The following is a 24025-nucleotide window of genomic DNA, read 5'->3' on the forward strand; positions in this document are numbered from 1 at the left end:
TATCCGGTCTCGCCTCTTGCCCGGAATCCCCTGGTCATCACCCCAGGCCACCCGCCCAGGGCCCGGGAACCGCGCGAGGCGCGGGCTGTGGTCAGATGTCGAACTCGCCGCTCCGCACACCGGCGATGAAGGCGCTCCACTCCTGTGGCGTGAAGGTCAGGACCGGCCCCGATCGATCCTTGCTGTCCCGCACCGCCACCAGCCCACGCAGGTTCGTCGCCACCTCGACGCAGTCGTTTCCGCTGCCGCTGAAGCTGGACTTGTGGAACTCAGCGCCGGACAGATCAGGAGCAGCAGGCATGGTCTCTCCTCACAGCGGTGATGACGCAACAGACTTGGCCGGTTCGTCGCAGGATCAGTCGAGGTCGAAGTCGGCGGACAGTTCGCGGCCCTGTCCAAGATAGTCCTCCGCGTACTCGGTCACCTCGCCATGCTGGTCCCAGTAGCAGTTCGTCATGGTCAACACAGGTGTGCCTGGATCGACCTCCAGCGCGGCGGCCACATCCTCGGGAGCAGCCCTGATCGCGACTATGTCCCGGCGCCTGACCGCCCGGCGTCCCGTGCGCTCCTCGACGAGCCCGAAGGTCATCTTCGGCAGCGGGCGGCTCACCAACAGCTCAGGTGCGGCGTCGGCGAGCTGGCCAGGAAGCCACGAGGTGGAGAGCGCGACAGCTCCGAGATCGTCGTAGTAGGCACGTCGGCGTCGCACGACGTCGTCCCCTTCGTCGATGCCGAGCGCGTCCGCGACATGGCCCGGAGCCGGGACCAGGTCGGCACCGAGGATCTCGGTACGCTCGCCAGGACGCATGCTGTCGCCTGTGGCGCGGAGCATCGTGAGCCGGTCCGGGCCGCTGGTCAGCTTGCGCCGCTGGGTGACGATGGTTCCGATCCCCGGCACCGATTCGGCGTAGCCCTCGGCCCGCAGGACCGCCGCGACCCGCGTTGCCGTCGCAGTCGACACGCCCTCGATTCGCATGATCTCCCGGACCGACGGAATCTGATCACCGGGCCGCAGCTCTCCCCGCTCGATCCGAGTTCTGATCTGTGCGGCGATCCGTCTGTACGGCGCGAGGGCTTGCGGAGTCTCCACCATGTCTCCTGTTCTAGAGCACTTTAGATTTCCGCTTGACAGCACTAGTGCTCTAGAACACTATAAATCTGCCTCCGCTGATGAGCAATGAGGCCCCCCTCGGAACGTCCCGATTGAGATCCACAGCGATCAGGATGGAGGTCCTGACTTGGAAGACGAGAGTGCCGACCCACCCGGTACGGAGTTCGCCGGGTGGCGGATCATGAGAAGCGATGCCGGGCGGTTCTGGGCCAGCCGGGAGCGGCCCTTCACGGCGGCAGCCGAGGAGGCGGGCGCCTGCCGTACGGTCGATGCCGACGACCTGCGCGAGCTGTGCCGTGTCATGGCCGAGCAGGAGAGCCTCGCCGAGATCGCGGTGGCCCCGTGACCAGGGCTCCCATCAGACTCTCGACCAGAAACAGCACGCTTGGAGCCGACCTGAGCAGCGGGCTCGACGGGCAGGTGGTCGGCTACGTCTCCGGACCGTACGCCTCACCCGGTCGTGCCCGCCCTGGTGCATGGAGGCCCACATCGACGAGCCTCTCACCGAACGCATTCACAACGCCTGGATTCAGGCCGTCGATCTCCACGCCCTCCCGCTCGCGGGGCTCCCCCAGCGACTGTGGCTCGACCTCATGCTCGGCCCTGGGGACGACGAACCCCGCATCCACCTGCAGATCGACGACCGCGCTCTCGTCGAACTGACGCTCGCCGAGGCCCGTAGTGCCGGAATGCACCTGATCGGCTTGGCCGCCCTCGGTGTCATGGGCATCCCGCCGCGCTCTCCCGCCTGACCGTTCCCCCCATAGGCCGCCCCGCCGCCGGGCCGTCCACGCATCGACGGCCCGGCGGCGGACCGGTCAGGCGAACAGTGTCCCGGTGTCCAGGTCGATGCCGAACGGCGCCGGCAGCCGGAGCACTTCTCCAGCGTCGGCCACGCTGATCCGCTGGTACGGCTCGCGGAGGTCGTCCACCGCGAGATCCTTGCGCGGCTCGTGCATCAGCGTGACGGTCGCGGGGTCGGTCACCGGGTCGACGATCAGGAGAAGCGGCACGCCCGCCCGGGCGTACTCCAGCGGTTTCTCGTCCCAGTCGATCGACCGGGTCCCCTTGGAACACACCTCGGCCACCAGCAACGCGCCGTCGCCGAAGATGTGCATGTCGTCGTACTGCTCGGCGTCCTGTGGCGCGATCATCAGGTCGGGAAGCCGCATGTCGGGGTACGGCGGGATGTGAACGCCCCAATTCGAGTGGATGACCCACTGATTCTCACGAACCACGTCGAAAAGCTGGTTCATCAGCCGGAAGGTGATGTTCGACTGCTCCCGGCTGACCTTCGGGCTCACGACGACCCGGCCATAGGTGATCTCGGCCGTATAGCCGGCGTCGTTGAGCTCCTGGCACAGGCGCTGGATATCGTCCTGGCCGTCGATCGGCCTCGGGTTCCTGAGCATACGGCCGATGATACTCAGGGTAATCGAATAGATACGATGGGTGGCGGTTGATCCGATAAAGGCGCCCCCGGGCCGTGGGGCCCGGGGGCGTGGGAGAGCTGCCGGTCTTAGCTGGTGAAGACGTGGTCGATGACGCGGGCGGCGGCCTTGCCGTTGTCGTGGGGGGCGTAGGTGCGGACGAAGGCGGCGTAGCGGTCGTGCAGCTTCGCGGTGACCGTGTCGATGTGGCGGAGCGCCTCCACCACCTCGGCGGAGGTCTCCAGACGCGGCCCCGGCCGCTGCGACTCCAGGTCGAGGTACAGACCCCGGGACGAGCGATACTTGCCGAGGTCCGGCGTGAACAGCACAACCGGCCGGCCGGTCGCGACGAAGTCGAAGACCACCGACGAGTAGTCGGTCACCAGCACGTCGGCGATCAGCATCAGGTCAGCGGTGTCGGGGTAGGTCGTGACGTCGATCGCGAAGCCGCCCTGCGCGTTCACGTGCGGGAAGGCCTGCATCATGTGCCCGCGCACCAGCACGACGTGGTCGTCGCCGAGGGCCTGCCTCGCGTCGGCCAGGTCGAGCTTGACCGCCGCGTTCCTGCGGTCCCAGTCCCGGAAGGTCGGCGCGTACAGGACGACCCGCTTGCCCTCGGGGACGCCGATGCGCCGCCTGATCTCGGCCGCGACGACGTCGCGGTCACCGGCGAGCAGCACGTCGTTGCGGGGGTAGCCCGACTCGAGGATCTCGCCCTCGTAGCCGAACGCCTTGCGGAGCACCGACGACGCCCAGGGGCTCTGTGACAGCAGCAGGTCCCACCCGCGCACCTCGACGGCCTGGCGGTGCCAGACCGGGGGCCGGGGCTCGCGCTTCATGTGGGCCTGGTCGCGGCCGATGTGCTTGACCGGCGTGCCGTGCCAGGTCTGCACGCAGACCTGCTCGTCGCGGGCGCGGAACCACTGCGGCAGGAAGCCGTTGGAGACGACGTACCGCGCCCGGGCGAGCGCCTCGTAGTGCTCCCGGCTGCCCTCGCGGACGACGGTGGGCGTCACGCCCTCGCCGAGCCCCAGCTCGCGCGAGCCCGGCGGGACGAACGCGCCGTCCCTGACGACCCAGATGTGCTCGCTCTCGTCGCCGCGGCGCAGCCGCTCCTCGTAGATCGCCCTGGGGTTGTCGGAGTAGGCGCGGCCGTCGAAGGAGACGTAGACGGTGGCGTCGCGCACCGGCCGGGCCCGCTCGGCGGGGTAGAACGTGCGGCTGAGCGCCCACACGCCCGCCGCGCTGCGCTCGTCGCCGGGCCGGTCCTCGGCCGCGACCAGCACCGGCACGTCGAACCGGGTGGCGACGAACCGGTAGACCCGGCCGCCGATCGTCCGGGGTCCCTCGTCCAGCCCGTCGAGCGCCGCGTGGTCGAACCGGGTGGACACCATGGCGGGGCCGTACTTGCCGGGCGGGGCCACGGAGATGTTCCAGGTGCCCTCGGCCAGCGGCACGGCCGTGCCGAAGCGCGGCATCGCGCCGGGCGACAGCCGTACGGTGAACCGCTCGCCGTCGCGCTCCAGCGGGACGCGGATGGTGAGCCCGCCCCGGTGCCGCAGCACGAGGTCGCGCGGGCCGTGGTCCGGGTCGGGGTAGCGCCCGGTCAGCATGACCGACTCGTCCTGCCACGCGGCGGAGGTGATCACGGGCAGGATCTTGTGGCCGGAGATGACGACCCGGTCGCGCCGGTCGCCCTGCACGGTGATCTCGCGGTCGCCCACGAGCAGCCGGGTCTCCTCCGCGCCCTCCAGCATCACCGCCGCCGCGGGGTCGCCCTTCGGCTCGACCCACAGCCGCCGGGACTCGGCGCTGAGCAGAGTGTGGACGGCGAGCGAGAGCGAGAAGCGGCTGCCGCCCTCGGCCGGGGTGAAGTCGGCCGACATCCGGTGCCCGCCGACGCGGGCCTTGCCCCTGGTGACCGGCCGGCCCGGCAGGAAGCCGGTGAGCTCGACGCTGTCGCCGTCCAGCCGGACGGCGGTGAGCTCCGCGCGGGTGGGCTGGTAGACCACCTGCAGCGCCTTGTCGGAGGTCCACACCGGGCGCACCCACCAGCGCGGGCGCACCCGCAGGCCGGCCGGGCGCTCGGTGCGGCCGATCACGGGACCGCGCAGCACGCCCCTGGACCGGGCGGCGCGGCTCCAGATGACGATCTCGGCCCGCCAGGTGGTGGTGTCCTGGACGGTGTGGCGGCGGCGCAGCAGCCGCTTGGCGCCGCGCACCAGGGCCCGCACCCCCGCCCGCCACCGCAGCGAGAACGGGTGCAGGTCGGCGCTGAAGCCCGCCCAGTCGTAGTTGCACCCGGGCTCGCGCGCGTCGTGGGTGGCCTCCGGCCGGTAGATCCGCCGGGTCCGCAGCGTGACCCGGGGCAGCCAGCGGGGGCCGCGCAGCACGACGGTGGCGTGGTTGAAGCGCCGGCCGCGGACCGACAGGCCCGCGATGTAGGCGTGCCCGGTGATCCGCAGCCGGTTGCCCACCCAGGTGATGTCGTCGATCTGCGTCACCGGCACGAGGTCGGCCGCCCGCAGGCGCAGCAGCGAGGGATCGCCGACCTCCACCGGCAGGTCGGCGTACCACCGCAGGCCCCGCCGGACCCGGCGGGACGGCTCGGCCGCGGCGGCGGCCAGCTTGACCAGCGCGTCGCCCTCGGCGAGCGTGCCCGGATCCTGGGTCTCGACGAGATGGCAGGCGACCCGGCGCCCGACCGGAAGCTCCCGCTTGACCTTCGGATCGACCTGCGCCAGGTACGGCCGGAGCACGTCGACGGCCTGGCGGCGGCGGGCCGCCCCGCGCTTGGCCGCGGCGTCGAGGCGCAGGCCCAGGGGGCCGACGATCGCCTCACGGTCGAGCTCGCGGCGCTGCGCGGGGCTGAGGCCCTCCGCGCGCACGAGCGCGACCAACGCGTCGATGGGCTCGCCCCGGTCGTAGAGCTCCTGGACAGCCCGCAATCGTTCAGCGACAGCGTCGCTCGTGGGTGCGGGTGTCATAGGGGAGGCACCGCCCTTCGCCAGACCTGTGTTCAGAAAATGGTAATGCTGCCAGGACACTGCCAGACCTGACTTGGGACAGCCTGTGAATATCGTGTGATCCGGCGCGTGACGCGCCGATGGCGAAGGGTGACCTGTCAGGGACCCGGCCTGATCCGAGGCGTCACCCGCGGCCGTCCCAGCGGGCCGTGCGCATGTCGGCCCGCGCGCCCCGGGTCGGGGTGCCCTCGGCCCGCCATCTCGCCAGGCACTCGGCCTCCAGACCGGCCGCCGGGGTCCCGTCGGCGCGGATGACCCGCCACCACGGCACGGCGCCGCCCCACAGGGACATCACCCGGCCGACCTGCCGGGGGCCGCCCTCGCCGAGATACTCGGCGACGTCCCCGTACGACATGACCTTGCCGGGCGGGATCCGGTCCACCACGTCGAGCACCCGTTCGGCGTACGGCGGGGGCTCGCGGCCGGTCTCAGACACTCCAGTCGGAGGGCCCGGCCGCGATGATCTCTTCGAGCTTGCCGAACTCGTAGGTCGCCGCCCCGTTGATCTGCTCGACGACCCCGTTCCTGATGCCGTACTCCTCGCCGTCCTCGCCCACCAGCCGGGCTCCCATGAGGTCGGTGAGCCAGGCGAGCTGGGCGACCTGCCAGTCCGACCCCGGCCGGCCCACGAGCCGTCCGGACCAGGTCGCGATCTGGTGCACGGAGTCGCCGTGGCGCGCCAGGACCTCGCCCGCCTCGTGTGACCCCCGCAGCTCGAATCCGGCCTGCGCCGAGACGCTCGCGAGTTCGGCGTAGGCGAGCGGTGCATCACGCTCTACGCGCAGCTCGTACCCCATGAGCCGCGACCTTAGCGAAAATTGACCCGGCTTTGTGACCGGAAACGCGAACAACTGGAAGACCGCGCCCGAAATGCCGCCAAACGGCGGCCAACATGTGATCACCGGCGGCTGAGCGCGAGGGCGCCGGCGCAGAAACCGCCGATCCCGAGGACGATGGCGATGCCGTAGACCCAGAGCCTAACCGGATCCGGCCCCGGGCGCGCGGGCGCCCGTGAGACCGGGCCCTTGCCGAAGTGCGCGTCGTCCTGGACCGCCGACGCCTGGCCGTATCCGACGAGTTCTCCGGCTTTCGCGAGGGCCGCCGCCGCGTCCACTACTCCGAATCCGACTTTGTCGTCATAACCGGCGGGCGGATGGGGACGCGACGTCGCGGTCAGCGCCCGTGAGACCAATTCAGGCGGCAGATCCGGATATTTCGCCTTAATAAGCGCGATGGTTCCCGCGACAATCGCGCTGGCCACTCCGGTGCCCGACGCCGTGCCCCGGCGTCCGCCGGGAAGCGCGACCGGCACCCGTTCTCCCGGCGCGGCGACCAAGACCGAAAGGTTGTCGCTGCTGCCGGAGGTCTTGCCGCCCCGCCGGTCGACCGCCCCCACGCCCACCACTCCGGGATATCCCGCCGGGAACGCCCAGAAGGAGGTGCCGTTCTGCCGCGCGTACTCCGACTGGCCCGCGTCGCCCACCGCGGCCACGAGCACGGCGCCCCTGGTCAGCGCGAAGGAGATGGCGTCGCGCTCCACCCGGTCGACGCCGTACGCCGGGACGGGCAGGCAGATGACCTTCGCGCCCTGGGCGGCGGCGTACCGGATGCCCCGGGCGAGCGGGCTGTCGCGCGTCTCCTCCGGCCGTTCCTCCGGATCGACGTAGTCGCGCTCCGGCCGGTTCACCACGACAGGAAGCGACAGCACCCGCGCCTCCGGCGCGACGCCCGAGAGCCCGCCGCCGCTGCCACTCCCCGCGATCAGCGACGCCAGCGCGGTCGCGTCGTCGCCCGGACGCTGCGTCTCGTCGCCGAACACCGTGCCCGTCATGTCCGGGCCGTGCTCGACCCGGCCGGCCAGTTCGGGCAGCCCGGAGTCGGGCTGGCCCCCGCCGAGGAGGGCCACGACCACCCCGGCGCCCTTGGTCACCTTCCAGGCGGCGGCCGCGTTGACGACGTCGAGCGCCCAGCGCTCCTCCCCGCCGCCCGGTACGGCAGCCCGTGTGGCCGCCCGTGTGGCCGCCGGCGCGACGGCCGGGACGGTGTCCTCCGGCAGGACGGCCGCGGAGACCGCCGGGCCGGTCCCGAGCAGGAGGGCCGCCAGCGCCGCGCCGAGCGAGACCACCCTCAGCACGCGTTCCCCTGGGTGCAGCGGGGGACGTCCGGGGGCTCTCCGAGGGCACGCGCGATGCGCCCGGCCAGGGTCTGGGCCAGGGGCCACATCTCGCTGTTCACCTGTTCCTCCAGGGGGACGGACGCGCGTGTCCTTCCGTCTGTGTACCCCACTGTGAGGAAGACGATGTACGGCCCGGCGCCCACCCAGCCGGTGCGTTGCCGCTGGGCCGCGCCGAACGAGTCGGTGACCGTGCCGGGGAAGGCCACCGGCCGCACCCCCACCCGGTCGTCCACGGGCAGGTCGGCCGCCGCGCCGGCGCGGGCGTCCTCGCTCGGCATGACGGCGACGCCCACGGTGACGGCGAACGTGGCCGTCTGGTCGACGTACGTGGCGCGCAGCAGGGTCCGGCAGCCGTGCTCGCCCAGCACCGGCGCCACCGGCGCGTCGACCACCGACCCGCACGCCGCCTCGGGCGCGATGCCGACCCTGCGCGCGTACTGCTGGGTCCGGCCGAGGCCGGTGTACGGAAGCTCCTCGGGGAAGACCATGCCCGCGGGCCAGGCCTGCCATCGGCGGGCCACGTCCTGCGCCACGTAGCGGGCGCGCTCGGCGTCGGTGAGCGGCCTCGACCGGGTCTCGCGGACGAGCCCCAACGCCCCCAGCAGCACGTTGAGCGCGGCCACGGCGAGGACGACACCCATGATCCTGAGGTAGGCCGACCGGAACCGGACGCCGCGCGCCAGCTCCGCCCGCTCGCGGGCCGCCAGCGCCGCGGCGGCGCGCCCCCGCGAGGCCGTCCAGGGCCGCGCCCGCGCGGCTCGGCGCGGCAGCCGGGCCTCCTGCGGGATCCGCGCCCTCCTGGGACCGGCCCCCCTGTGATTGGCCCTCCTGGGACTGTGGGGCTGCTCGGGCGGCATACTCCGATGCTACGTCGGCAGGCGTGACGGCCAAGGAGCCGGAGGCAGCGCGTCGTCCTCCCGCTCCCGCCGCCTCGCCCGCCGGGCGAGCACGAGCAGGACCGCGAGCCCCGCGCCCGAACCCGCGAACGCGGCGAGCGCGATGCCGCCGTAGAGCAGGATCGCGCCGGTGTCGCGCCGTACGACCACGATGGGCTCCTGGCCGCCCGCCGCCGTACGGAGGGGACGCGAGGGGTTCAGCACTCCGGCGCCGGACGCGACGGCGCGGTGCCGCGCGAGGGTGGCCGCGACGCTCAGCGCGCGGTACGCGTTGACCACCCCGAAGCCGGTGCCCGTGTTGTAGGGCCCCTTGCGTTCGGGCGACGAGGAAAGCGCCTGCGCGACGAGCGCGGGCGACATCCGGGGATGGCGCGACTTGATGAGCGCGGCGATCCCGGAGACGAGCGCGGTCGCCTGCGAGGTCCCCCGGCCGACCCAGTACTCGTCGCCCGGGCCCGCCCCGAGGACGTCCACGCCGGGGGCGGCCACCATGACCGAGGAGTTGCGGTTGGAGAACGAGGCTCGCCGCAGCGTGGAGGTGACCGCCGCCACCGAGATCACACCGGGGATCGCCGCGGGGTAGGAGTACGGCGCGGTCTGCTTGCCCGCGCCGTCGTTGCCCGCCGCGGCGACCAGGACGACGCCCTTGGAGATCGCGTAGCGGATGGCCGCGCGCTCGTCCTTCGTCGGCATGTCCTTCGACAGCGACAGGTTGACGACCTCGGCGCCGTGGTCCACGGCGTACCTGATGCCCTTGGCGACCACGCCCTCGTAGCGCGCGTCGGAGTTGAATGTGCGGAACCCGGGCTCCTCGTCCTCCAGGATCACCCGTACGGACAGCACCCGGGCCTCCGGCGCCACGCCGATGATGCCGTCGGCCCCGTCCGGCCCGTGTCCGTGCCCGGCGATGAGCGAGGCCATGTACGTGCCGTGCAGCCGGACCGGCTCCACCCCCCGGGGGTTGGCGCCGCTCGTGAAGTCCCTGCCGGTGACGACCGAGCCGGCGAGGTCGCGGTGGTCGGGGTCCACCCCCGAGTCCAGGACCGCCACGGTGACGCCCGCGCCCTTCGTCAGCTGCCACGCGTCGTCGACGTCGAGGGTCCGCAGCACGTCCTGCTGGCTGAGCCGTACGTCGTCGGCCCGGGCCGCGCCGAGGAACGCCCCGCCGGGCAGGGTGAGCGTCCCGGCCGCGAGCGCGGCCAGGACGCACCTCCCGATCTTCGTCCGGATCTTCGTACGAGCGCGCCGGGTCAGCACTGCCACTCCCGGGCCCTGCAGTCCGGGGGCACCGGCGCGGTCAGGATCGCGGCGACGTCCCCGGCCAGGTCGCCGGCGAACGAGAAGATCGTCGCCCGCTGCTGCCCGACCCCCCGGGCCGGCCGCCCGTCGACCTGGCCCGCCGTCGTGAGCACGAGGTAGGGCCCGGCCTGTCGTACGGTCGCGGCCTGCCGCCCGCCCGCGCTGAAGCGGTCGGTCACGGTGCCGGGGAACGGGAGGGCGCGCAGGCCCGGGACGAGCGCCCCCTCGCGGGGGAAGGCGGCGAGCGCGGTGCGCGCCCGGGCCGCGTCGGGGAAGGCCGCCACTCCGATCGTGACCACGACGCCCTGCAGGCCGTCGAGGTAGGTGGCCCGCAGGACCGCCCGGCATCCGGCCGCGCGCAGCGCCCTGACGGCGGCGGTGTCCACGGCCGACCGGCAGTCGGTGCGGGTGGAGACGCCCACCCGCCGCGCCAGCTCGCGGCCGCCCTGCTCGCTGTTGTACGCCAGGCTCGCGGGAAAGACGCGCCCCACCGGCCAGCGTTCCCAGCGCAGCGCCGTCTCGGCCGCCTGCGCCTCGCGCAACTCGGCCTGGCTGGGCCCCCGGGTGAGCTCGGCGACCGCCGCGCTCGCCGCGATGCCACCGGCGATCGCGCAGATCAAGGTGATCGCGGAGGCCACGGCGACGGCCGGCCAGGTGCGGGTCTCCCCCACTGCGCCTCCGTTCGCGTCTCGGCCTCCTCTCCTACGTGACCTTAACGCGACCAACCGCCCGCCATACCCCCAAACACGACGGAAAGTGCCTCACACCTCCCGGAGCGGCCCGAGCGGACGGCGACGGCCGCCGCCTCGGGGTGGAGGCGGCGGCCGTCGTGGCGGATCCCTGGGACAGCGATCAGTAGGTCGGCAGGCTGGGGTCGACCGTCTTGATCCAGCTCAGCACGCCGCCGCCCACGTGGACGGCGTCGGAGAAGCCGGCGTTCTTCAGCACCGCGAGGACCTCCGCCGAGCGGGCGCCCGACTTGCAGTGCAGCACGATCTTCCGGTTCTGCGGGAGACCCTCCAGGGCCGAGCCGTTGAGGAACTCGCCCTTGGGGATCAGTACGGCGCCGGGGATGCTGACGATCTCGTACTCGTTCGGCTCGCGGACATCGATGATCATGATGTCGTCGCCGCGGTCGCGCATCGCCTCGAGCTCGGCCGCGGTGATCGTGCTGCCCGCGGCGGCCTCCTGGGCCTCGTCGGAGATCGTGCCGCAGAACGCCTCGTAGTCGATCAGCTCGGTGATCGAGGGATTCTTCCCGCACAGCGGGCACTCGGGGTCCTTGCGGACCTTGACGTCGCGGTACTTCATCTCCAGCGCGTCGTAGATCATCAGGCGGCCGACGAGGGGCTCGCCGACGCCGGTGAGGACCTTGATGGCCTCGTTCACCTGGATGGAGCCGATCGACGCGCACAGCACGCCGAGCACGCCGCCCTCGGCGCAGCTCGGCACCATGCCCGGCGGCGGGGGCTCGGGGTAGAGGCAGCGGTAGCACGGCCCGTGCTCGGCCCAGAAGACGCTCGCCTGGCCGTCGAAGCGGTAGATGGACCCCCAGACGTACGGCTTGCCCAGCAGCACGGCCGCGTCGTTCACCATGTAGCGGGTGGCGAAGTTGTCCGTGCCGTCCACGATCAGGTCGTAGCCGGCGAAGACGTCCATCACGTTGTCGGTCGTCAGAGCGACGTTGTGGATGATGACGTTCACCAGCGGGTTGATCTCCCGCACGCTCGCGGCGGCCGACTCGGCCTTCAGCCGGCCCACGTCCGACTGGCCGTGGATCACCTGGCGCTGGAGGTTCGACTCGTCGACGACGTCGAAGTCGACGACGCCGAGGGTGCCCACCCCAGCCGCGGCCAGGTACAGCAGGGCGGGAGAGCCCAGGCCGCCCGCGCCCACACACAGCACCTTGGCGTTCTTCAGCCGCTTCTGACCCGCCATGCCCACATCGGGGATGATCAGGTGGCGCGAGTAGCGGCGCACCTCGTCGACCGTCAGCTCTGCTGCCGGCTCTACCAGCGGTGGCAACGACACAGTTCCACTCCTGCTTTGCGTGTCCGTCTTCGTGCCAATGGTCGCGCTCGGCTCCATGGGCCCATCACAAGCTCTTCTCACAACCTAACCGGGGTGGCCCCGCATTCCCCAATCACGCTGGTCGGCGGGGTGACATCCTCGTGTAGGCCAGCAGACGGCGCGCCTCACGCGCGACGAGCTCGGGATACTCCATCTGCGCCGCGTGCCCGGCGTGCGGGAGTGTGACCAGGCGCACGTCGCGGAAGGCCCGGCCCGACCGGTGCACCATGCGGGCGTGGATCAGGCGGTCGCGCAGACCGTACACGACGAGGGTCGGCGCGGTCACCCGCCCGGCCTGCCGCCAGAGGTTGTCCTCGCCCAACCGGAAATACTCCCGCACGATCGCGCGGGTGCAGCCGACCACGGCCATCACCGCGTGCGGCAGCGCGTCGCGGCGGCGCAGCTCCTCGACCGCCTCGCGCAATCGGTCCGGATGCACCCGGCCCGTGTCGGCGTAGCACAGGCTCACCGTCGCCATCACGCGCCGCTCGGGCGGGAGCGCGCTCAGCCAGCGGACGACCAGCTCGCCGATGGACGGGGCGGCCGACAGGGCGATCCTGGCCGGGCCGTACCTCGGCCGCAGGTCGGGCAGCGCCGGTGAGACCAGTGTCAGCGACCTGACCAGGTCGGGCCGCGTGGCCGCGACCCGGACCGAGACCGCGCCGCCCATGGAGTGACCGAAGAGGTGGACCGGGCCGTCCCCGAGCGCCTCGGCGAGCCTGATCACCGCGGTCGCGCCGGCCGCGACGGAGTAGTCGCCGTCCGGCGGCTCCGGGGAGTGCCCTGCCCCGGGCAGGTCGGGCGCGACGCCCCGCACCTCGCCGGCGAGCTCGCCCATCAGGTCCGTCCAGTTCGTCGCCGAGCCCGCCAGCCCGTGGACGTAGACGGCGGTCTCCCGTGGCCCCTCCGGAGTCGCCCGGAGATGGAGGCGGCCGCCGCCCGCCACGTCGATGAACCGGCCGGGCCACACCGGAATCGGCTCGTCTCCCACGCGTCCTCCCCCGCTTCACCTCGCGTTTCCGACCATAACCCCGCCCGTACGACGCCTCGGCGGGTGCTCCCCCTACCCAGGCGGAACGGGATCGATCATCCGGTTCGTCCCGATCAGACGGGCGCGACATAAGCCCAATATCCACCTCATTCGGACATTTCGAAATGCGGATATGAATGACATTCCACACCAAACCGAGCGCTAGCGGTTCAACGGAGCCAATAAAGCGATAAGCGGAAGGCAAAAGCCGCCGATCGCCGTTTGTCGCTCGGACACCGAGGAAATCAAGACAATGCAGGGATGATCCGCCAAGGGTCATCAGTAAGGGCATTTTCCGAACGACTTGGAAAACGCCGGAGTGTCGGGGCAACAATCCTTCAAGGAGGACATGAAATGCCCAAGTTCAACAACCTGGTCGGGATCCTCGCGATCAGCGCCGCACTCACCGGTGGTGCCGTCACGCTGGGTACCGCGATCGCCGCCGGCAGCGCGAACGCGGCGACCGTCATGGGCGGCTACGTGGGCGGCGGTGGCTACCCGTACCCCTACGGCAACTTCAACTCGAACCGCAATTCGCAGCGGCAGAAGCACAAGGCGCTGAACGGCAACAAGAACAAGAACAAGAACAAGACGAAGCAGTGGCAGCACGAGCGGCAGAACCAGGGCCAGCACCAGTTCCTGCTGCGTGACTTCACGCTCGTTCTCACGCCGTTCCAGAAGTCGGAGACCGACTCGCGGGCCCTGCCGTACAACTGGCAGAACGGCAACTCGCAGGCGATTCCGTGGAACCGCATGTACACGAACTCCGACTCCCTCAACAACCCGCGCCAGGACCAGGCGTCCGCGGCCACTCCGCGGACCAACCAGGCCACCGAGATCGACCCGCGCATCAAGAAGAAGGAGGCGAACGTCGACCTCGACGTGGACGCGGACATCCAGAAGAAGAAGGAGATGGACCCGGACCCCGTGTTCGTGCCCTGACGCGATCCGGACCGGCGGTCCCGATGAACGTCCCCGCTCCGGCGGGTGACGCGTCATCCGGACGCCCACCCCGTGCTCGCGACCGGGCGACTTCGCCTGGGACCACGGTCGCGAGCCGGGGGAGAAACACGCGCGAGCGGCGGAGCGGCGGCGTACCCGCGGAGCGGGACGGGCGGCGACCGAGACCCGCGGATGCGGACCGGTGTCACCCGGACCGCCGCTCCGTACGCGGACGCGTGAGCAGTTGAGGAAGGAGCGCCGGCGGCGGGTTTCCGAGGAGAGGGCCGCCGGCGCGGGTCATCGCATCGCGCCGCCTCACGGCGGCGACATACCTGCTGTCACCCCGTCCTGTCGCCGTACGGGACCGGGCGGGGTCGCGATATTCAGAGGAGAACCAACCAGATGTCCGTGTTGAAGAACATCGCCGGGGCCCTTGCCCTCGGCACCGCGCTGGGCGGCGCGGCCGTCGTGCTCGGCGGCGCCCTCGGTGGCGCGGCCGGCGCGACGACCGTCATGGGCGGCTACATTCCCGCCCCGAGCGCTCCGGCCCGCTACTACCCGCGCAGCTACAACACCAACTGGAACGCCAACTCGCAGCGGCAGGGCCACAAGGCGGCCAACCGCAACCACAACAAGAACAAGAACAAGAACCACGAGTGGCAGCACGCTCGTCAGTCCGAGTCCCAGGACCAGTTCCTGATGCGCGACTTCACGCTCGTGCTCACGCCGTTCCAGAAGTCGTCCAACGGCTCGGCCGCGCTGCCGTACAACGCCCAGTGGAGCCAGACGCAGGCGCTGCCCTACTCGAGCCAGTACGACAACACGCAGTCGCAGAACCTGCCGCGCCAGGGCCAGGCCTCGATCGCCGACCCGAAGACGAACCAGGCGACCGAGATCAACCCCAACGTGAAGGCGAAGAAGCTCGACATCGACGCCGACATCGACATCAAGAAGAAGGAGGAGGAGGAGAAGAAGAAGAGGGAGATGGCGGCCGACTTCGAGGCCATTCCCTGATCCTGAGTGATCGCCGCGCGGCCGGCCGGGACGACCGGCCGCGCCCAGGGAGAGTGTCAGACATGCCCCGGCCCCGGGCCTCCGGCCCGGGGCCGGATGAACGTGCCCGTGCTCGCCGCGGTGTGGACCGGTTTCCCGGCCGCACCCCGGGCACGGGCGCTTTCGTCTTTCCCGGCTCTTCCCCCAGTTCTTCCACCGACTCTTCCCCGGCCCTCTTGGCCCTTCTCGGCCCTTTTCGCCGGTCTCCACCGGTCCCCATCCGGCTCACCGGCTTCTTCGGCCCCGGGCGGCCACGCGCTCTCCCGGCGGCGTCCGCGCCCCCAGGCGCCCTCTGACCCGAGCTCCCCTGACCCCGAGCTCCCCTGACCCCAAGCTCCCCTGACCCCGACTCCCCAGGGCCGGACTCCCCAGGGCCCGGGCTCACCAGGGTCCGGGATCACCAGGGTCCGGGATCACCGCGCCCCTGGCGCCCACGCCTCCGGCCGGCCTGCCGACGCCCGCCCATCCGAGAATCGGACATTATGGGACAAGTCACGCTTTTATCCTATAATTCGCGCCATAAAGAGCTATCGGCTGATCAAAAGGCATAGAGCGGCGTTTGTTCGAGGATACCGCCGGACATCAACGTAGCGCAGGAACCCGGTCCCGTGAGGGGCCATAAAGATATCTCCCGGGCAGCCGGACGCGAGATATCGAAGGATGCGGGGGCAATCCAATCCTTTAGGGGGACAGCAATGCCCAAGTTCAAGAGGGTTATCGCCGGGCTCGCACTCGGCACCGCGGTCGCGGGCGGCGCCATCGCCATGGGCGCGACGGCCGCGAACGCGGGAACCGACAACGGGTTCGGCGGCCTGGGCTTCGGCCTTGGGACCCCGCCCATCTCGAACAACACGTTCATCCCGTTCGGCGACTGCAACAACAACAACAACTGCAACACCTGCGGCAACAACAACGGCGAAGGCAACGGTTGCTGGAACAATAACAACAACAACAACCAGTTCTGGAACAACCAGTCGTTCTGGAACCAGAGCGCCTTCACCGACAACGTCGACGACAACTCCGGCTTCGCCGTCATCGGCAAGGACGCCGCCATCGCCTTCCAGGACTCCACCAAGCGGAACAGCAACTGGTTCAACAGCGGCTGGTGGCAGAACAACAACTGGTGGAACAACAACAATAACAACTGCTGGAACAACAACAACGGCAACGGCTTCTAAACCACTCCGCCGTAACGGCCTGCGAGACAACCGCGCCGTTCGGACTCCGGACGGGTGACGGGACGACCCGGACAGGCACTCGCGGAGTTCTCCCGCCCTCCGGCGCCGGCGCGGCGCCCCGAGTTGAGCGCAGTCACACGTTCCCGGCACAACGGGAACGGCCGTTCGATCCGACGCGTGACTCACAAGGGCTCCGGCGGTTCTCTCTCGCCGGAGCCCTGACCTCCACACGACCTCAAGCCTCACGGGGACTCCGAGGCACTTTCTCCGCGCCGTCGGCGAAAGGCCCCGGGAAATCAGGGCACATCGAATCCTGTCAAGGGGGACACGCAATGCCCAAGCTCACCACGATCGTCGCAGGTTTCGCGCTCGGCGCCGCCGTCGCCGGGGGCACGCTCGCCATGGGTATCACGACCGCCAGCGCTTCCTGCGGGTCCGGCGACTGCGATCGCGACTCGGGCACCGATGGCATCGCCAACGGCGACCGGGGCGGCACCGGCGGCATCGCCCAGGACAACCTGGTCGGCAGGAACGCCTTCCCGGTCCTCGCGGTGCCCGTCGAGAACAACAACCGGAACAACAACCGGAACAACCTGCAGCAGAACCAGAACAACAACGACAACAACTCGATGTGGGGTCAGCAGGGCTTCTGGAACCAGGGCCTGTTCGCCGACCGGCGCAACGACACCTCCGGCTTCGGCATCGTGTGCAAGGGCGTCGCCATCGGCTTCCAGGACAAGACCAACCGCGACAACACCTTCTTCAACAACAACTGGTGGCAGAACAACAACTGGTGGAACAACCGCGACCAGCGCAACAACTGGTGGAACAACAACGAGAACGTGCGCTGAGAGGGCAGGTTCCCAGCGGCCCTGCGAGACGACCACGCCGCGCTGCGAAGGTGACGGAAGAAGCCACGCGCCATCGGGAACTTCCGGCCCCGGACCAGCGGACCGGCGCCGTTGAGTGCAGAAGCAGGTCTCTCGGCACATCGGCCGCTCCCGGAGCGGCCTGAATCCGAGGACAGCCGTTCGACTCTCGATGCACCACCAAGGGCTCCGGCGGGACCTTCCGCCGGAGCCCTGCCTCGTAGGACCTCCCTCTGAAGCCCTCCCGAAGCCTCCCCCAGTCCTCCCGCGAGCCCCATCCCAAACTCCCCATCCCACCCCCCAGGCCCTCCCACCCCCCAGGCCTACAGCGCAGGCCCCACCGCTGCCGCGCCTCAAGGCCCCCTTCGTACGGCGCACCGCCGGTCCGGGACCGCCACCTCGGCACCACTCTCCGCCAGATGCAGGCCGGTCCCGGTTCGCGCCGCCGGCACGAGACAACGCGCCGTGCCGGGACACCCCTTCGGAGCAGGGGCGCAAATCGTACCTTTCTCCACATAAGGCGCATTATCCCTCGAATCAATCCTATAGGCAGCTAATCATTACCCAAAAGCATCAGATCCTCGTTTGTCTGACCCGCACAGAGGAAATCACCCTAGCGTCGGAAGTAGGGCTCGATAAGGGCCATATTGGCAATTCTCGCAGCCGGAAAATGTGCGGGAAATGCCAGGTACTACGGGCAATCGACAATCGAATCCTGTCAAGGAGGACACATAATGCCCAACCTCAAGAAGGTCATCACCGGCCTCGTTCTGAGCACCGCGGTCGTCGGCGGCGCCATCGCCCTCGGGACCACGGCCGCCAGCGCCGGGGACGGGGGCCGGGACGGTGTCGCCGACGGCAACCGGGGCGGCACGGGCGGCATCGCCCAGGGGAACACCGGCCTGGGCAACGGCCTCTTCCCCGGCTTCACCACAGGCACCAACGACAACGGCGTCGCCGACGGCAACCGGGGCGGCACGGGCGGCATCGCCCAGGGGAACACCGGCCTGGGCAACGGCCAGGGCTTCCCTGCCTTCGCCACCACCAACCCCTTCGTCGACGGCAACAACAGGAACAACGGCAACAACAACAACCACTTCAACAACAACCAGTACAACAACGGCAACAACGGGTGGTGGGACCAGCGGGGGTGGTGGGGCCAGAACCTCTACAAGGACGGCAAGGACGACCACTCCGCGTTCGGCGTCGTCGCCAAGGACGTCGCTCTCGGCTTCCAGGACAAGACGAACCGGGACAACAACTGGTTCCACAACAACTGGTGGCAGAACAACAACTGGTACAACAACAACGACCGGTTCGACCGGAACAACTGGAACCGCCTGCGCCAGTAACGGGGTTGCTCCGTTCTCGCGGCATCGCTTCAACGCGGCACGGAGGGGCGGGGTGAGTGGTCCCGCTCTCCCGCCTCCGTCCCGCGACGAAAACGAAGAAGAGTGCAGACAAGCGATTTCCGCGGTGCCGGGCATCCGGCGCGGATAATCGTCCATCAATTCTCTGTGGCATGAGACAAGGGCTCCGGCGGAGGTACTCGCCGGAGCCCTGACCTTTCCCCGCCCCAGGACGGCCGGCGGAAACCACGGCCGCGAGGATTGGGAGGGCCGGAGACGGGGAATGCGGCGGGCCGGCGAGTACCCTCCGGCACGGTCGATGAATCGCGGACCGGACACCGACTGCGTCAGCGACCGGTTAACCCGTGCCATGGGTCGCAACGAGAGTTCAAACTCTCCCCCGCCGCGTTTGGCCGGGGGCCCCTTCGGTAATCAAGACACCACGGCGATGACCGGACATATAGGTCATAACCGGACATCTCCGGTTCCCACCGGAGAAGTCAGAACTACGGGCAATCCATCCTTCGAGGAGGGCCTCTATGCCCAAATTCCGGAACGTCATCACCGGTCTGGCGGTCAGCACGGCAATGGCCGGCGGCGCGCTCGCTCTGAGCACCGTCACCGCCCACGCCTCCACCCCGACCACCGCCACCATCGTCACCAAGTGGGGCTGCGGCTGGGACGGCCACGGGCACGGCCGCAACTACAACAAGAACAAGAACAAGCTCGTGAACCGGAACGACTTCCGCAGCTTCAAGTACTACAGGATCAAGAAGGTCGACCGGAACAACGCCGCCTTCGCGTCCGGCGACGCAGTCGTCGACATCGACGGCGACGACGACGACTGATCCCGGACGGCGCTACCCGGCGCCGCTTCCTTCCGTACCGTGAACAAGCCCCGGCGGGACAGCCGCCGGGGCTCCCGTGGAGCGGCGGGGCGCGAACGATCAGGCGAAACGAACGATCAGGCGGAGCGGCGGGCCTTCCGCTTCTTGGGGGCGCTCTCCTCCTCCGCGCCGCCCGAAGCCGCCTTGCCGTCACTCTTCGCGGCACTCTTCGCGGGGCCCTTCGCAGCGGCCTTCCCGGCACTCTTCACCGGAGCCTTCGCCGCCTCGGCGCCCTGGCGTTCCCGCTTCGCCGCCTCGACGCTGGCGCGCAGCGCGGCCATGAGGTCGACGGCCGGGCCCTGCTCGGCGGGCGTCTCGGGCGCCACGATCTCCCTGCCCGCGACCTTGGCCTCGATGACCTCCTGCAGAGCCTCGCGGTAGGCGTCCGTGTACTCCGCCGGGTCGAAGTCGGCCACCATCGTGTCGATCAGCGACTCGGCCATCTTCAGTTCCTGGGGCCGCACCTGGACGTCCTCCTCCAGGAAGCCGAAGTCGGCCTCGCGGATCTCGTCCGGCCAGAGCATCGTCTCCAGCACGAACACGCCGTCCCGGACGCGCAGCGCGGCCAGCGACTCCCGCTGGCGGAGGGCGATCTTCACGACCGCCACCTGCCCCGACCGCTCCAGCGCGTCCCGCAGCAGCACGTACGGCTTCGCCCCCTGCCCGTCGGGCTCCAGGTAGTACGACTTCGCGAAGTAGATGGGGTCGATCTGGTCGGCGGGGGTGAACTGCAGCACGTCGATCCGCCGCGAGGTGGTCAGCGGCAGGTCGGCGAAGTCCTCGTCGGTCAGCACGACCATCTCACCGGTCGGAAGCTCGTACCCCTTGGCGATGTCGGAGTACGGCACCTCCTCGCCGTCGACCGAGCAGACCCTCTTGTACTTGATCCGCCCGCCGTCCTCCCGGTGCACCTGGTGGAAGCTGACGTCCTTCTGTTCGGTCGCGGAGTACAGCTTGATCGGAATGGTGACCAGACCAAACGAGATGGCGCCTTTCCAGATGCTCCGCATGGCTACATTCTCGTCTCTGTGTTCGAATACCGCTATGCTGGGATTCAAGGGAGTTACCTCATGGGCAGGTACCCACTACGGCCCTGCCGTACCCGATCGAACGCGGTGCAGGGCGACGTCCACGGCCTGATTGAGCCGCTTGAGATCGGGCAGAGCCCCTTCTCTGGCGGGCTGCCGAAGGCGATCTCACCAGGGCGATCCCAGGGATGCCCGCCGGGGGCCCGGCGGGAGGAGCGGTGATGACGGAGAAGGTGCGGGTGAAGGTCGAGGACCGGATGCTCGTCCTGACCAACCTGGACAAGGTCCTCTATCCCGGCACCGGCTTCACCAAGGCCGGGGTGATCGACTACTACACCCGGATCGCCCCGGTCCTGCTCCCACATCTGCGCGGCCGGCCGCTTACGGTCAAGCGCTATCCGAACGGCGCGGACGGCGCGTTCTTCTTCGAGAAGAACGCCCCCGGCCACACGCCCGACTGGGTCCGTACGGTGACCCTCCCCGCGCCGGGCAGCACGAAGAACCGCGAGGAGATCGAGTTCGCGGTCGTGGAGGACCTGCCCACGCTCGTCTACTACGCCAACCTGGCCGCGCTGGAGATCCACGTGCCGATGTGGCGGGTGGCCAAGGACGGCGAGCCGCAGCCGCCCGACACCCTCGTCTTCGACCTCGATCCCGGGGCGCCGGCCACGATCGCCGACTGCTGCCGGGTCGCCGTCCTGCTGCGGCGGGCGCTGGCCGAAGACGGCCTGGAGAGCCATCCGAAGACCAGCGGCAACAAGGGCATGCAACTCTACGTGCCGTGGGACCGCGGGCCCGGCACCTCCGACTACGCCAAGGCGCTGGCCCGGCGGATGCAGGAGGAGCACCCGTTCGTGACCAGCGTGATGGCCAGGAAGGAAAGGCCGGGCAAGGTCTTCATCGACTGGAGCCAGAACAATCCGGCCAAGACCACCGTCGCGCCGTACTCGCTGCGCGCGGGCCCGCTGCCGACCGTGTCGACGCCCCTGCTGTGGGAGGAGGTCGAGGCGTGCGAGAACCCGGAGCAGCTCGTCTTCACCTCCTCCGACGTGCTGAAGCGCGTCGCGGAACACGGCGACCTGTTGGTGCCTCTCGGCGCTTAGCCCGGCCGTACCCCTGGCCGTAGTGTTGGACCTGTCGCAGCCGCCCGTCGAACGGAAGGAAGATCACATGCCCGAGATGGAGCCCCTCGACGAGGTCGCCGAGGAGATCTCGATCGAGGCGCCGGAGGCCGACGCGGTCGAGCAGCACCAGCTCGTCAAGGGCGCCGAGGACAGGCGCTGGCCCGAACGCGTTCCGTTCGAGGCCGACCCGGCCGACGTGACCGAGCAGGAGCGCACGGTCGACCTCGACGACGACGACTATCGCTGATCACAGATACCGCCACGTAGGATGAGGCCCCGGGGCGGGAGCCCCCGATGCGCTTCGTGCAAGGAGACTGCCGTGACCGCTACCCCGGACGCCAAGCCCCGGGGCACCCGGCTGCCCCGGATGGCCCGCCGCCGCCAGTTGCTGAGCGCGGCGCAGGAAGTGTTCGTGGAGAACGGCTACCACGCCGCGGCGATGGACGAGATCGCCGAGCGGGCCGGGGTGAGCAAGCCGGTGCTCTACCAGCACTTCCCGGGCAAGCTTGAGCTGTATCTCGCGCTGCTCGACCTGCACGTCGACGACATGGTGAACCGGTGCCGCCAGGCGCTCGAGTCCACCACCGACAACAAGCAGCGGGTGCAGGCGGCCATCGGCGCCTTCTTCGACTTCGTGTCGAGCCAGGGAGAGGCCTTCCGGCTGGTCTTCGAATCCGACCTGCGCAACGTGGCGCCCGTACGGCAGCGCATGGAGCGCTCGCTGTACGAGAGCGCCGAGGCGATCAGCCAGGTGATCCAGGAGGACACCGGCTGCTCCAGCGACGAGGCGCACCTGCTCGGCGTCGGCCTGGTCGGCATGGCCGAGGTGAGCGCCCGCTACTGGCTGAGCAGCCACGGCTCGATCCCCAAGGAGGCGGCGACGCAGCTGATGGCACGCCTGGCCTGGCGCGGCATCAGCGGCTTTCCCCGCACGGGCTGACCGGGCCCCCGATTTCCTGTTCGCTTGAGGCGATCACAGGGCTCGCCGCGCCGCGGGGCGAGGACGATGGGGAAGAGACCAGCCCTCGCGAAAGGGGAGCCTGATGGAAATAAAGATCGGCGTGCAGTCGGTGCACCGCGAGCTCGTGGTGGAGACCAACCTGTCGGCCGAGCAGATCGAAGAGGAGCTCCGGAAGGCGCTCGCCTCGGACAAGGGCGTCTTCTCCCTCACCGACACGAAGGGCCGCCGGGTGGTCGTCCCCGTGACCTCGCTCGGGTTCGTCGAGATCGGCGAGGACGAGACGCGGCCCGTCGGCTTCGGCGGAACTCTCTGATCTGGACGGTCCGGCTTGGAGACCGTCCGACTTGGAGACCGTCCGACTTGGAGACCGTCCGACTTGACTGTCTGACGCGCGGCCGGAGCCGGCCGGCGGCGCGGATGTCCCGCGACGCGCGGCGTGCCGGCGGCCGGATCCGGCCGCCCGGGTCAGGACCGCCCGTAACCGCATCCGCGGGGACGGCGGGTGAGATCCGCCCGATGCGGATCGTCCCGTCTTCCGCTGATCGTCGGACAGCCCGTGCTTCCTCTCCGCAGGATCGCACGGGGAGTCCAGCTGTTCGGCCCACATCGTGTCAAGGAACTGCCGTAGCGGCGCGAGGCCCTCATGCTCGCACCGTACATCCGTTTGCCGGGTGCGCGAATCACGAACGGCGAGGTTTCACCCGTTGGGGGTGAGGCCGAGAGCCGTCATCCGCCTGCCGTGCTCCTCGGTCAGCCGGGCGAACATCCGGCCGACCTCCGCCAGATCCTCGCCCTGCTCGCCCACGAGCAGCGCGGCGAGGTGCGGACGGGCGGCCGCCAGCCGCTGCCCCTGGCTCAGCGCCTCGCCGACCATCCGGCGCGCCCACAGCGCGAGCCGCCCGCACAGGCGCGGATCGGCGTCGAGCGCGGCGCGCATCCGCTCCACCGCGAACTCCGAACGGCTCCCGTCGGCCAGCACCTCGTCGACCAGGGCGATGATCGAGGGATCGGCGTGGCGGGCGGCCTCGCGGTAGAAGTCGCCCGCGATCCCCACGCCCACGTAGGCCTTCACCAGCGCCTCGTACCAGTCCTTCGGCCTGGTCTGGGCGTGCCAGGCGTCGATCGCCTCGACGAAGGGAGCCATCGCCTCCTCCGGATCGGCCCCGAGGGAGGCGATCCGGTCGCGCAGCACCCGGAAGTGCCCGTACTCGGTCGCGGCCACGTCCCCGAGCGCCGCCCTGTCGTTCAGCGTCGGCGCGAACAGCGCGGCGTCCTCGGCCAGCCTGAGGAAGGCGGTGAGCTCGGCGTACGCGAGGACGCCCAGCAGGTCGACGATCCCGGGAGACGAATCACTCATGGATGCAGCGTAAGGGTCGGCGGGGCGCCCGCGGAGCCGCCCGGTCCGGTCCGGCGGAGCCCCTTCGGCACCCCGTACGGCCGCCCTCAGGACAACAACTTTTAGTGAGAAGACGCGGAAATCGGTTCCGTGTTGTGGTATCGAGTAGACTGGTTCGTGGAAGTGCGACCGCACTGGCCAACAACCAGCACTGGCCAACAACCGAGCCGACCCGGGGTCTCCCCCGGACCTCAGGAACC

At 70.1% G+C, this 24025-nt stretch carries 26 protein-coding genes; 12 read left to right on the forward strand and 14 right to left on the reverse strand.

Annotated elements, in window-relative coordinates:
- Window positions 1–91: 91 nt before the first annotated feature.
- Complete coding sequence (locus tag OG344_RS03430) at window positions 92–301, reverse strand: DUF397 domain-containing protein (RefSeq protein ID WP_327047781.1); 210 nt, start codon at window positions 299–301, stop codon at window positions 92–94.
- A 54-nt stretch (window positions 302–355) separates the two neighbouring features.
- Window positions 356–1093, reverse strand: a complete 738-nt coding sequence (locus OG344_RS03435; protein ID WP_327047782.1) for a GntR family transcriptional regulator — start codon at window positions 1091–1093, stop codon at window positions 356–358.
- 199 nt (window positions 1094–1292) lie between these two features.
- On the opposite strand from OG344_RS03435, the gene OG344_RS03440 reads away from it, so the two are divergent.
- Window positions 1293–1457, forward strand: coding sequence for a hypothetical protein (locus OG344_RS03440; protein WP_327047783.1), 165 nt, complete (start codon window positions 1293–1295; stop codon window positions 1455–1457).
- A gap of 130 nt (window positions 1458–1587) precedes the next feature.
- Window positions 1588–1863, forward strand: a complete 276-nt coding sequence (locus OG344_RS03445) for a hypothetical protein (protein ID WP_405086938.1) — start codon at window positions 1588–1590, stop codon at window positions 1861–1863.
- A gap of 66 nt (window positions 1864–1929) precedes the next feature.
- Here OG344_RS03445 and OG344_RS03450 read toward each other — a convergent pair whose 3' ends face one another.
- The 10 genes from OG344_RS03450 to OG344_RS03495 form a co-directional block, all read right to left on the reverse strand.
- Window positions 1930–2523 (reverse strand): Uma2 family endonuclease, encoded by a 594-nt coding sequence (locus OG344_RS03450; protein ID WP_405086939.1) that lies wholly within the window; start codon window positions 2521–2523, stop codon window positions 1930–1932.
- Between the two features lie 107 nt (window positions 2524–2630).
- Window positions 2631–5489: a CDP-glycerol glycerophosphotransferase family protein gene (locus OG344_RS03455; RefSeq protein ID WP_405086940.1), complete on the reverse strand. Its 2859-nt coding sequence runs from the start codon at window positions 5487–5489 to the stop codon at window positions 2631–2633.
- A gap of 202 nt (window positions 5490–5691) precedes the next feature.
- Complete coding sequence (locus tag OG344_RS03460; protein ID WP_327047787.1) at window positions 5692–6003, reverse strand: MGMT family protein; 312 nt, start codon at window positions 6001–6003, stop codon at window positions 5692–5694.
- Complete coding sequence (locus tag OG344_RS03465) at window positions 5996–6364, reverse strand: hypothetical protein (protein WP_405086941.1); 369 nt, start codon at window positions 6362–6364, stop codon at window positions 5996–5998. Before OG344_RS03465 ends, OG344_RS03460 begins: the two co-directional genes overlap by 8 nt.
- A gap of 101 nt (window positions 6365–6465) precedes the next feature.
- Window positions 6466–7701, reverse strand: a complete 1236-nt coding sequence (locus OG344_RS03470) for a S8 family serine peptidase (RefSeq protein WP_405086942.1) — start codon at window positions 7699–7701, stop codon at window positions 6466–6468.
- On the reverse strand, window positions 7695–8600 hold the full coding sequence (locus tag OG344_RS03475) for a hypothetical protein (protein WP_405086943.1): 906 nt from the start codon (window positions 8598–8600) through the stop codon (window positions 7695–7697). The genes OG344_RS03470 and OG344_RS03475 overlap by 7 nt, the downstream gene beginning before the upstream one ends.
- A gap of 9 nt (window positions 8601–8609) precedes the next feature.
- A complete protein-coding gene (locus OG344_RS03480) occupies window positions 8610–9896 on the reverse strand; it encodes a S8 family serine peptidase (protein ID WP_405086944.1) in 1287 nt (428 codons plus the stop codon).
- Complete coding sequence (locus OG344_RS03485) at window positions 9890–10609, reverse strand: hypothetical protein (RefSeq protein ID WP_405086945.1); 720 nt, start codon at window positions 10607–10609, stop codon at window positions 9890–9892. Before OG344_RS03485 ends, OG344_RS03480 begins: the two co-directional genes overlap by 7 nt.
- Window positions 10610–10790: 181 nt before the next feature.
- A complete protein-coding gene (gene moeZ / locus OG344_RS03490) occupies window positions 10791–11969 on the reverse strand; it encodes an adenylyltransferase/sulfurtransferase MoeZ (protein ID WP_327047793.1) in 1179 nt (392 codons plus the stop codon).
- A gap of 112 nt (window positions 11970–12081) precedes the next feature.
- Complete coding sequence (locus OG344_RS03495) at window positions 12082–12999, reverse strand: alpha/beta fold hydrolase (protein WP_405086946.1); 918 nt, start codon at window positions 12997–12999, stop codon at window positions 12082–12084.
- Window positions 13000–13392: 393 nt separating this feature from the next.
- Here OG344_RS03495 and OG344_RS03500 point away from each other — a divergent pair, with 393 nt between their 5' ends.
- The 6 genes from OG344_RS03500 to OG344_RS03525 all read left to right on the forward strand — a co-directional run bounded on the left by OG344_RS03500 (window position 13393) and on the right by OG344_RS03525 (window position 19277).
- Window positions 13393–13980 (forward strand): hypothetical protein, encoded by a 588-nt coding sequence (locus tag OG344_RS03500; protein ID WP_405086947.1) that lies wholly within the window; start codon window positions 13393–13395, stop codon window positions 13978–13980.
- 402 nt (window positions 13981–14382) lie between these two features.
- Window positions 14383–14994 carry a hypothetical protein gene (locus tag OG344_RS03505; protein WP_405086948.1) on the forward strand — a complete coding sequence of 204 codons (612 nt, stop codon included), beginning with the start codon at window positions 14383–14385 and terminating at the stop codon, window positions 14992–14994.
- Window positions 14995–15728: 734 nt separating this feature from the next.
- Window positions 15729–16211, forward strand: a complete 483-nt coding sequence (locus OG344_RS03510; protein ID WP_405086949.1) for a hypothetical protein — start codon at window positions 15729–15731, stop codon at window positions 16209–16211.
- Window positions 16212–16543: 332 nt separating this feature from the next.
- Entirely contained in the window at window positions 16544–17062 is a 519-nt protein-coding gene (locus OG344_RS03515) for a hypothetical protein (protein ID WP_405086950.1), read from the forward strand.
- 752 nt (window positions 17063–17814) lie between these two features.
- Window positions 17815–18432, forward strand: coding sequence for a hypothetical protein (locus OG344_RS03520; RefSeq protein ID WP_405086951.1), 618 nt, complete (start codon window positions 17815–17817; stop codon window positions 18430–18432).
- Window positions 18433–18968: 536 nt separating this feature from the next.
- Window positions 18969–19277, forward strand: a complete 309-nt coding sequence (locus OG344_RS03525) for a hypothetical protein (RefSeq protein ID WP_327047800.1) — start codon at window positions 18969–18971, stop codon at window positions 19275–19277.
- 116 nt (window positions 19278–19393) lie between these two features.
- On the opposite strand, the gene OG344_RS03530 is transcribed toward OG344_RS03525, so the two are convergent.
- Window positions 19394–20326 carry a Ku protein gene (locus OG344_RS03530; protein WP_405086952.1) on the reverse strand — a complete coding sequence of 311 codons (933 nt, stop codon included), beginning with the start codon at window positions 20324–20326 and terminating at the stop codon, window positions 19394–19396.
- A gap of 239 nt (window positions 20327–20565) precedes the next feature.
- On the opposite strand from OG344_RS03530, the gene ligD reads away from it, so the two are divergent.
- The 4 genes from ligD (at window position 20566) to OG344_RS03550 (ending at window position 22742) form a co-directional block, all read left to right on the forward strand.
- Window positions 20566–21447: a non-homologous end-joining DNA ligase gene (gene ligD, locus OG344_RS03535; RefSeq protein ID WP_405086953.1), complete on the forward strand. Its 882-nt coding sequence runs from the start codon at window positions 20566–20568 to the stop codon at window positions 21445–21447.
- Window positions 21448–21514: 67 nt separating this feature from the next.
- Window positions 21515–21715: a hypothetical protein gene (locus OG344_RS03540; RefSeq protein WP_405086954.1), complete on the forward strand. Its 201-nt coding sequence runs from the start codon at window positions 21515–21517 to the stop codon at window positions 21713–21715.
- A 72-nt stretch (window positions 21716–21787) separates the two neighbouring features.
- The gene (locus OG344_RS03545) at window positions 21788–22408 is read left to right on the forward strand and encodes a TetR/AcrR family transcriptional regulator (protein ID WP_327047804.1); all 621 of its coding nucleotides are present in this window, start codon (window positions 21788–21790) and stop codon (window positions 22406–22408) included.
- Between the two features lie 103 nt (window positions 22409–22511).
- Window positions 22512–22742: a DUF3107 domain-containing protein gene (locus OG344_RS03550; protein WP_327047805.1), complete on the forward strand. Its 231-nt coding sequence runs from the start codon at window positions 22512–22514 to the stop codon at window positions 22740–22742.
- A gap of 384 nt (window positions 22743–23126) precedes the next feature.
- On the opposite strand, the gene OG344_RS03555 is transcribed toward OG344_RS03550, so the two are convergent.
- On the reverse strand, window positions 23127–23786 hold the full coding sequence (locus OG344_RS03555) for a ferritin-like fold-containing protein (RefSeq protein WP_327047806.1): 660 nt from the start codon (window positions 23784–23786) through the stop codon (window positions 23127–23129).
- Window positions 23787–24025 lie beyond the last annotated feature (239 nt).

Source organism: Microbispora sp. NBC_01389 (genome assembly GCF_045040095.1).
Taxonomy (GTDB): domain Bacteria; phylum Actinomycetota; class Actinomycetes; order Streptosporangiales; family Streptosporangiaceae; genus Microbispora.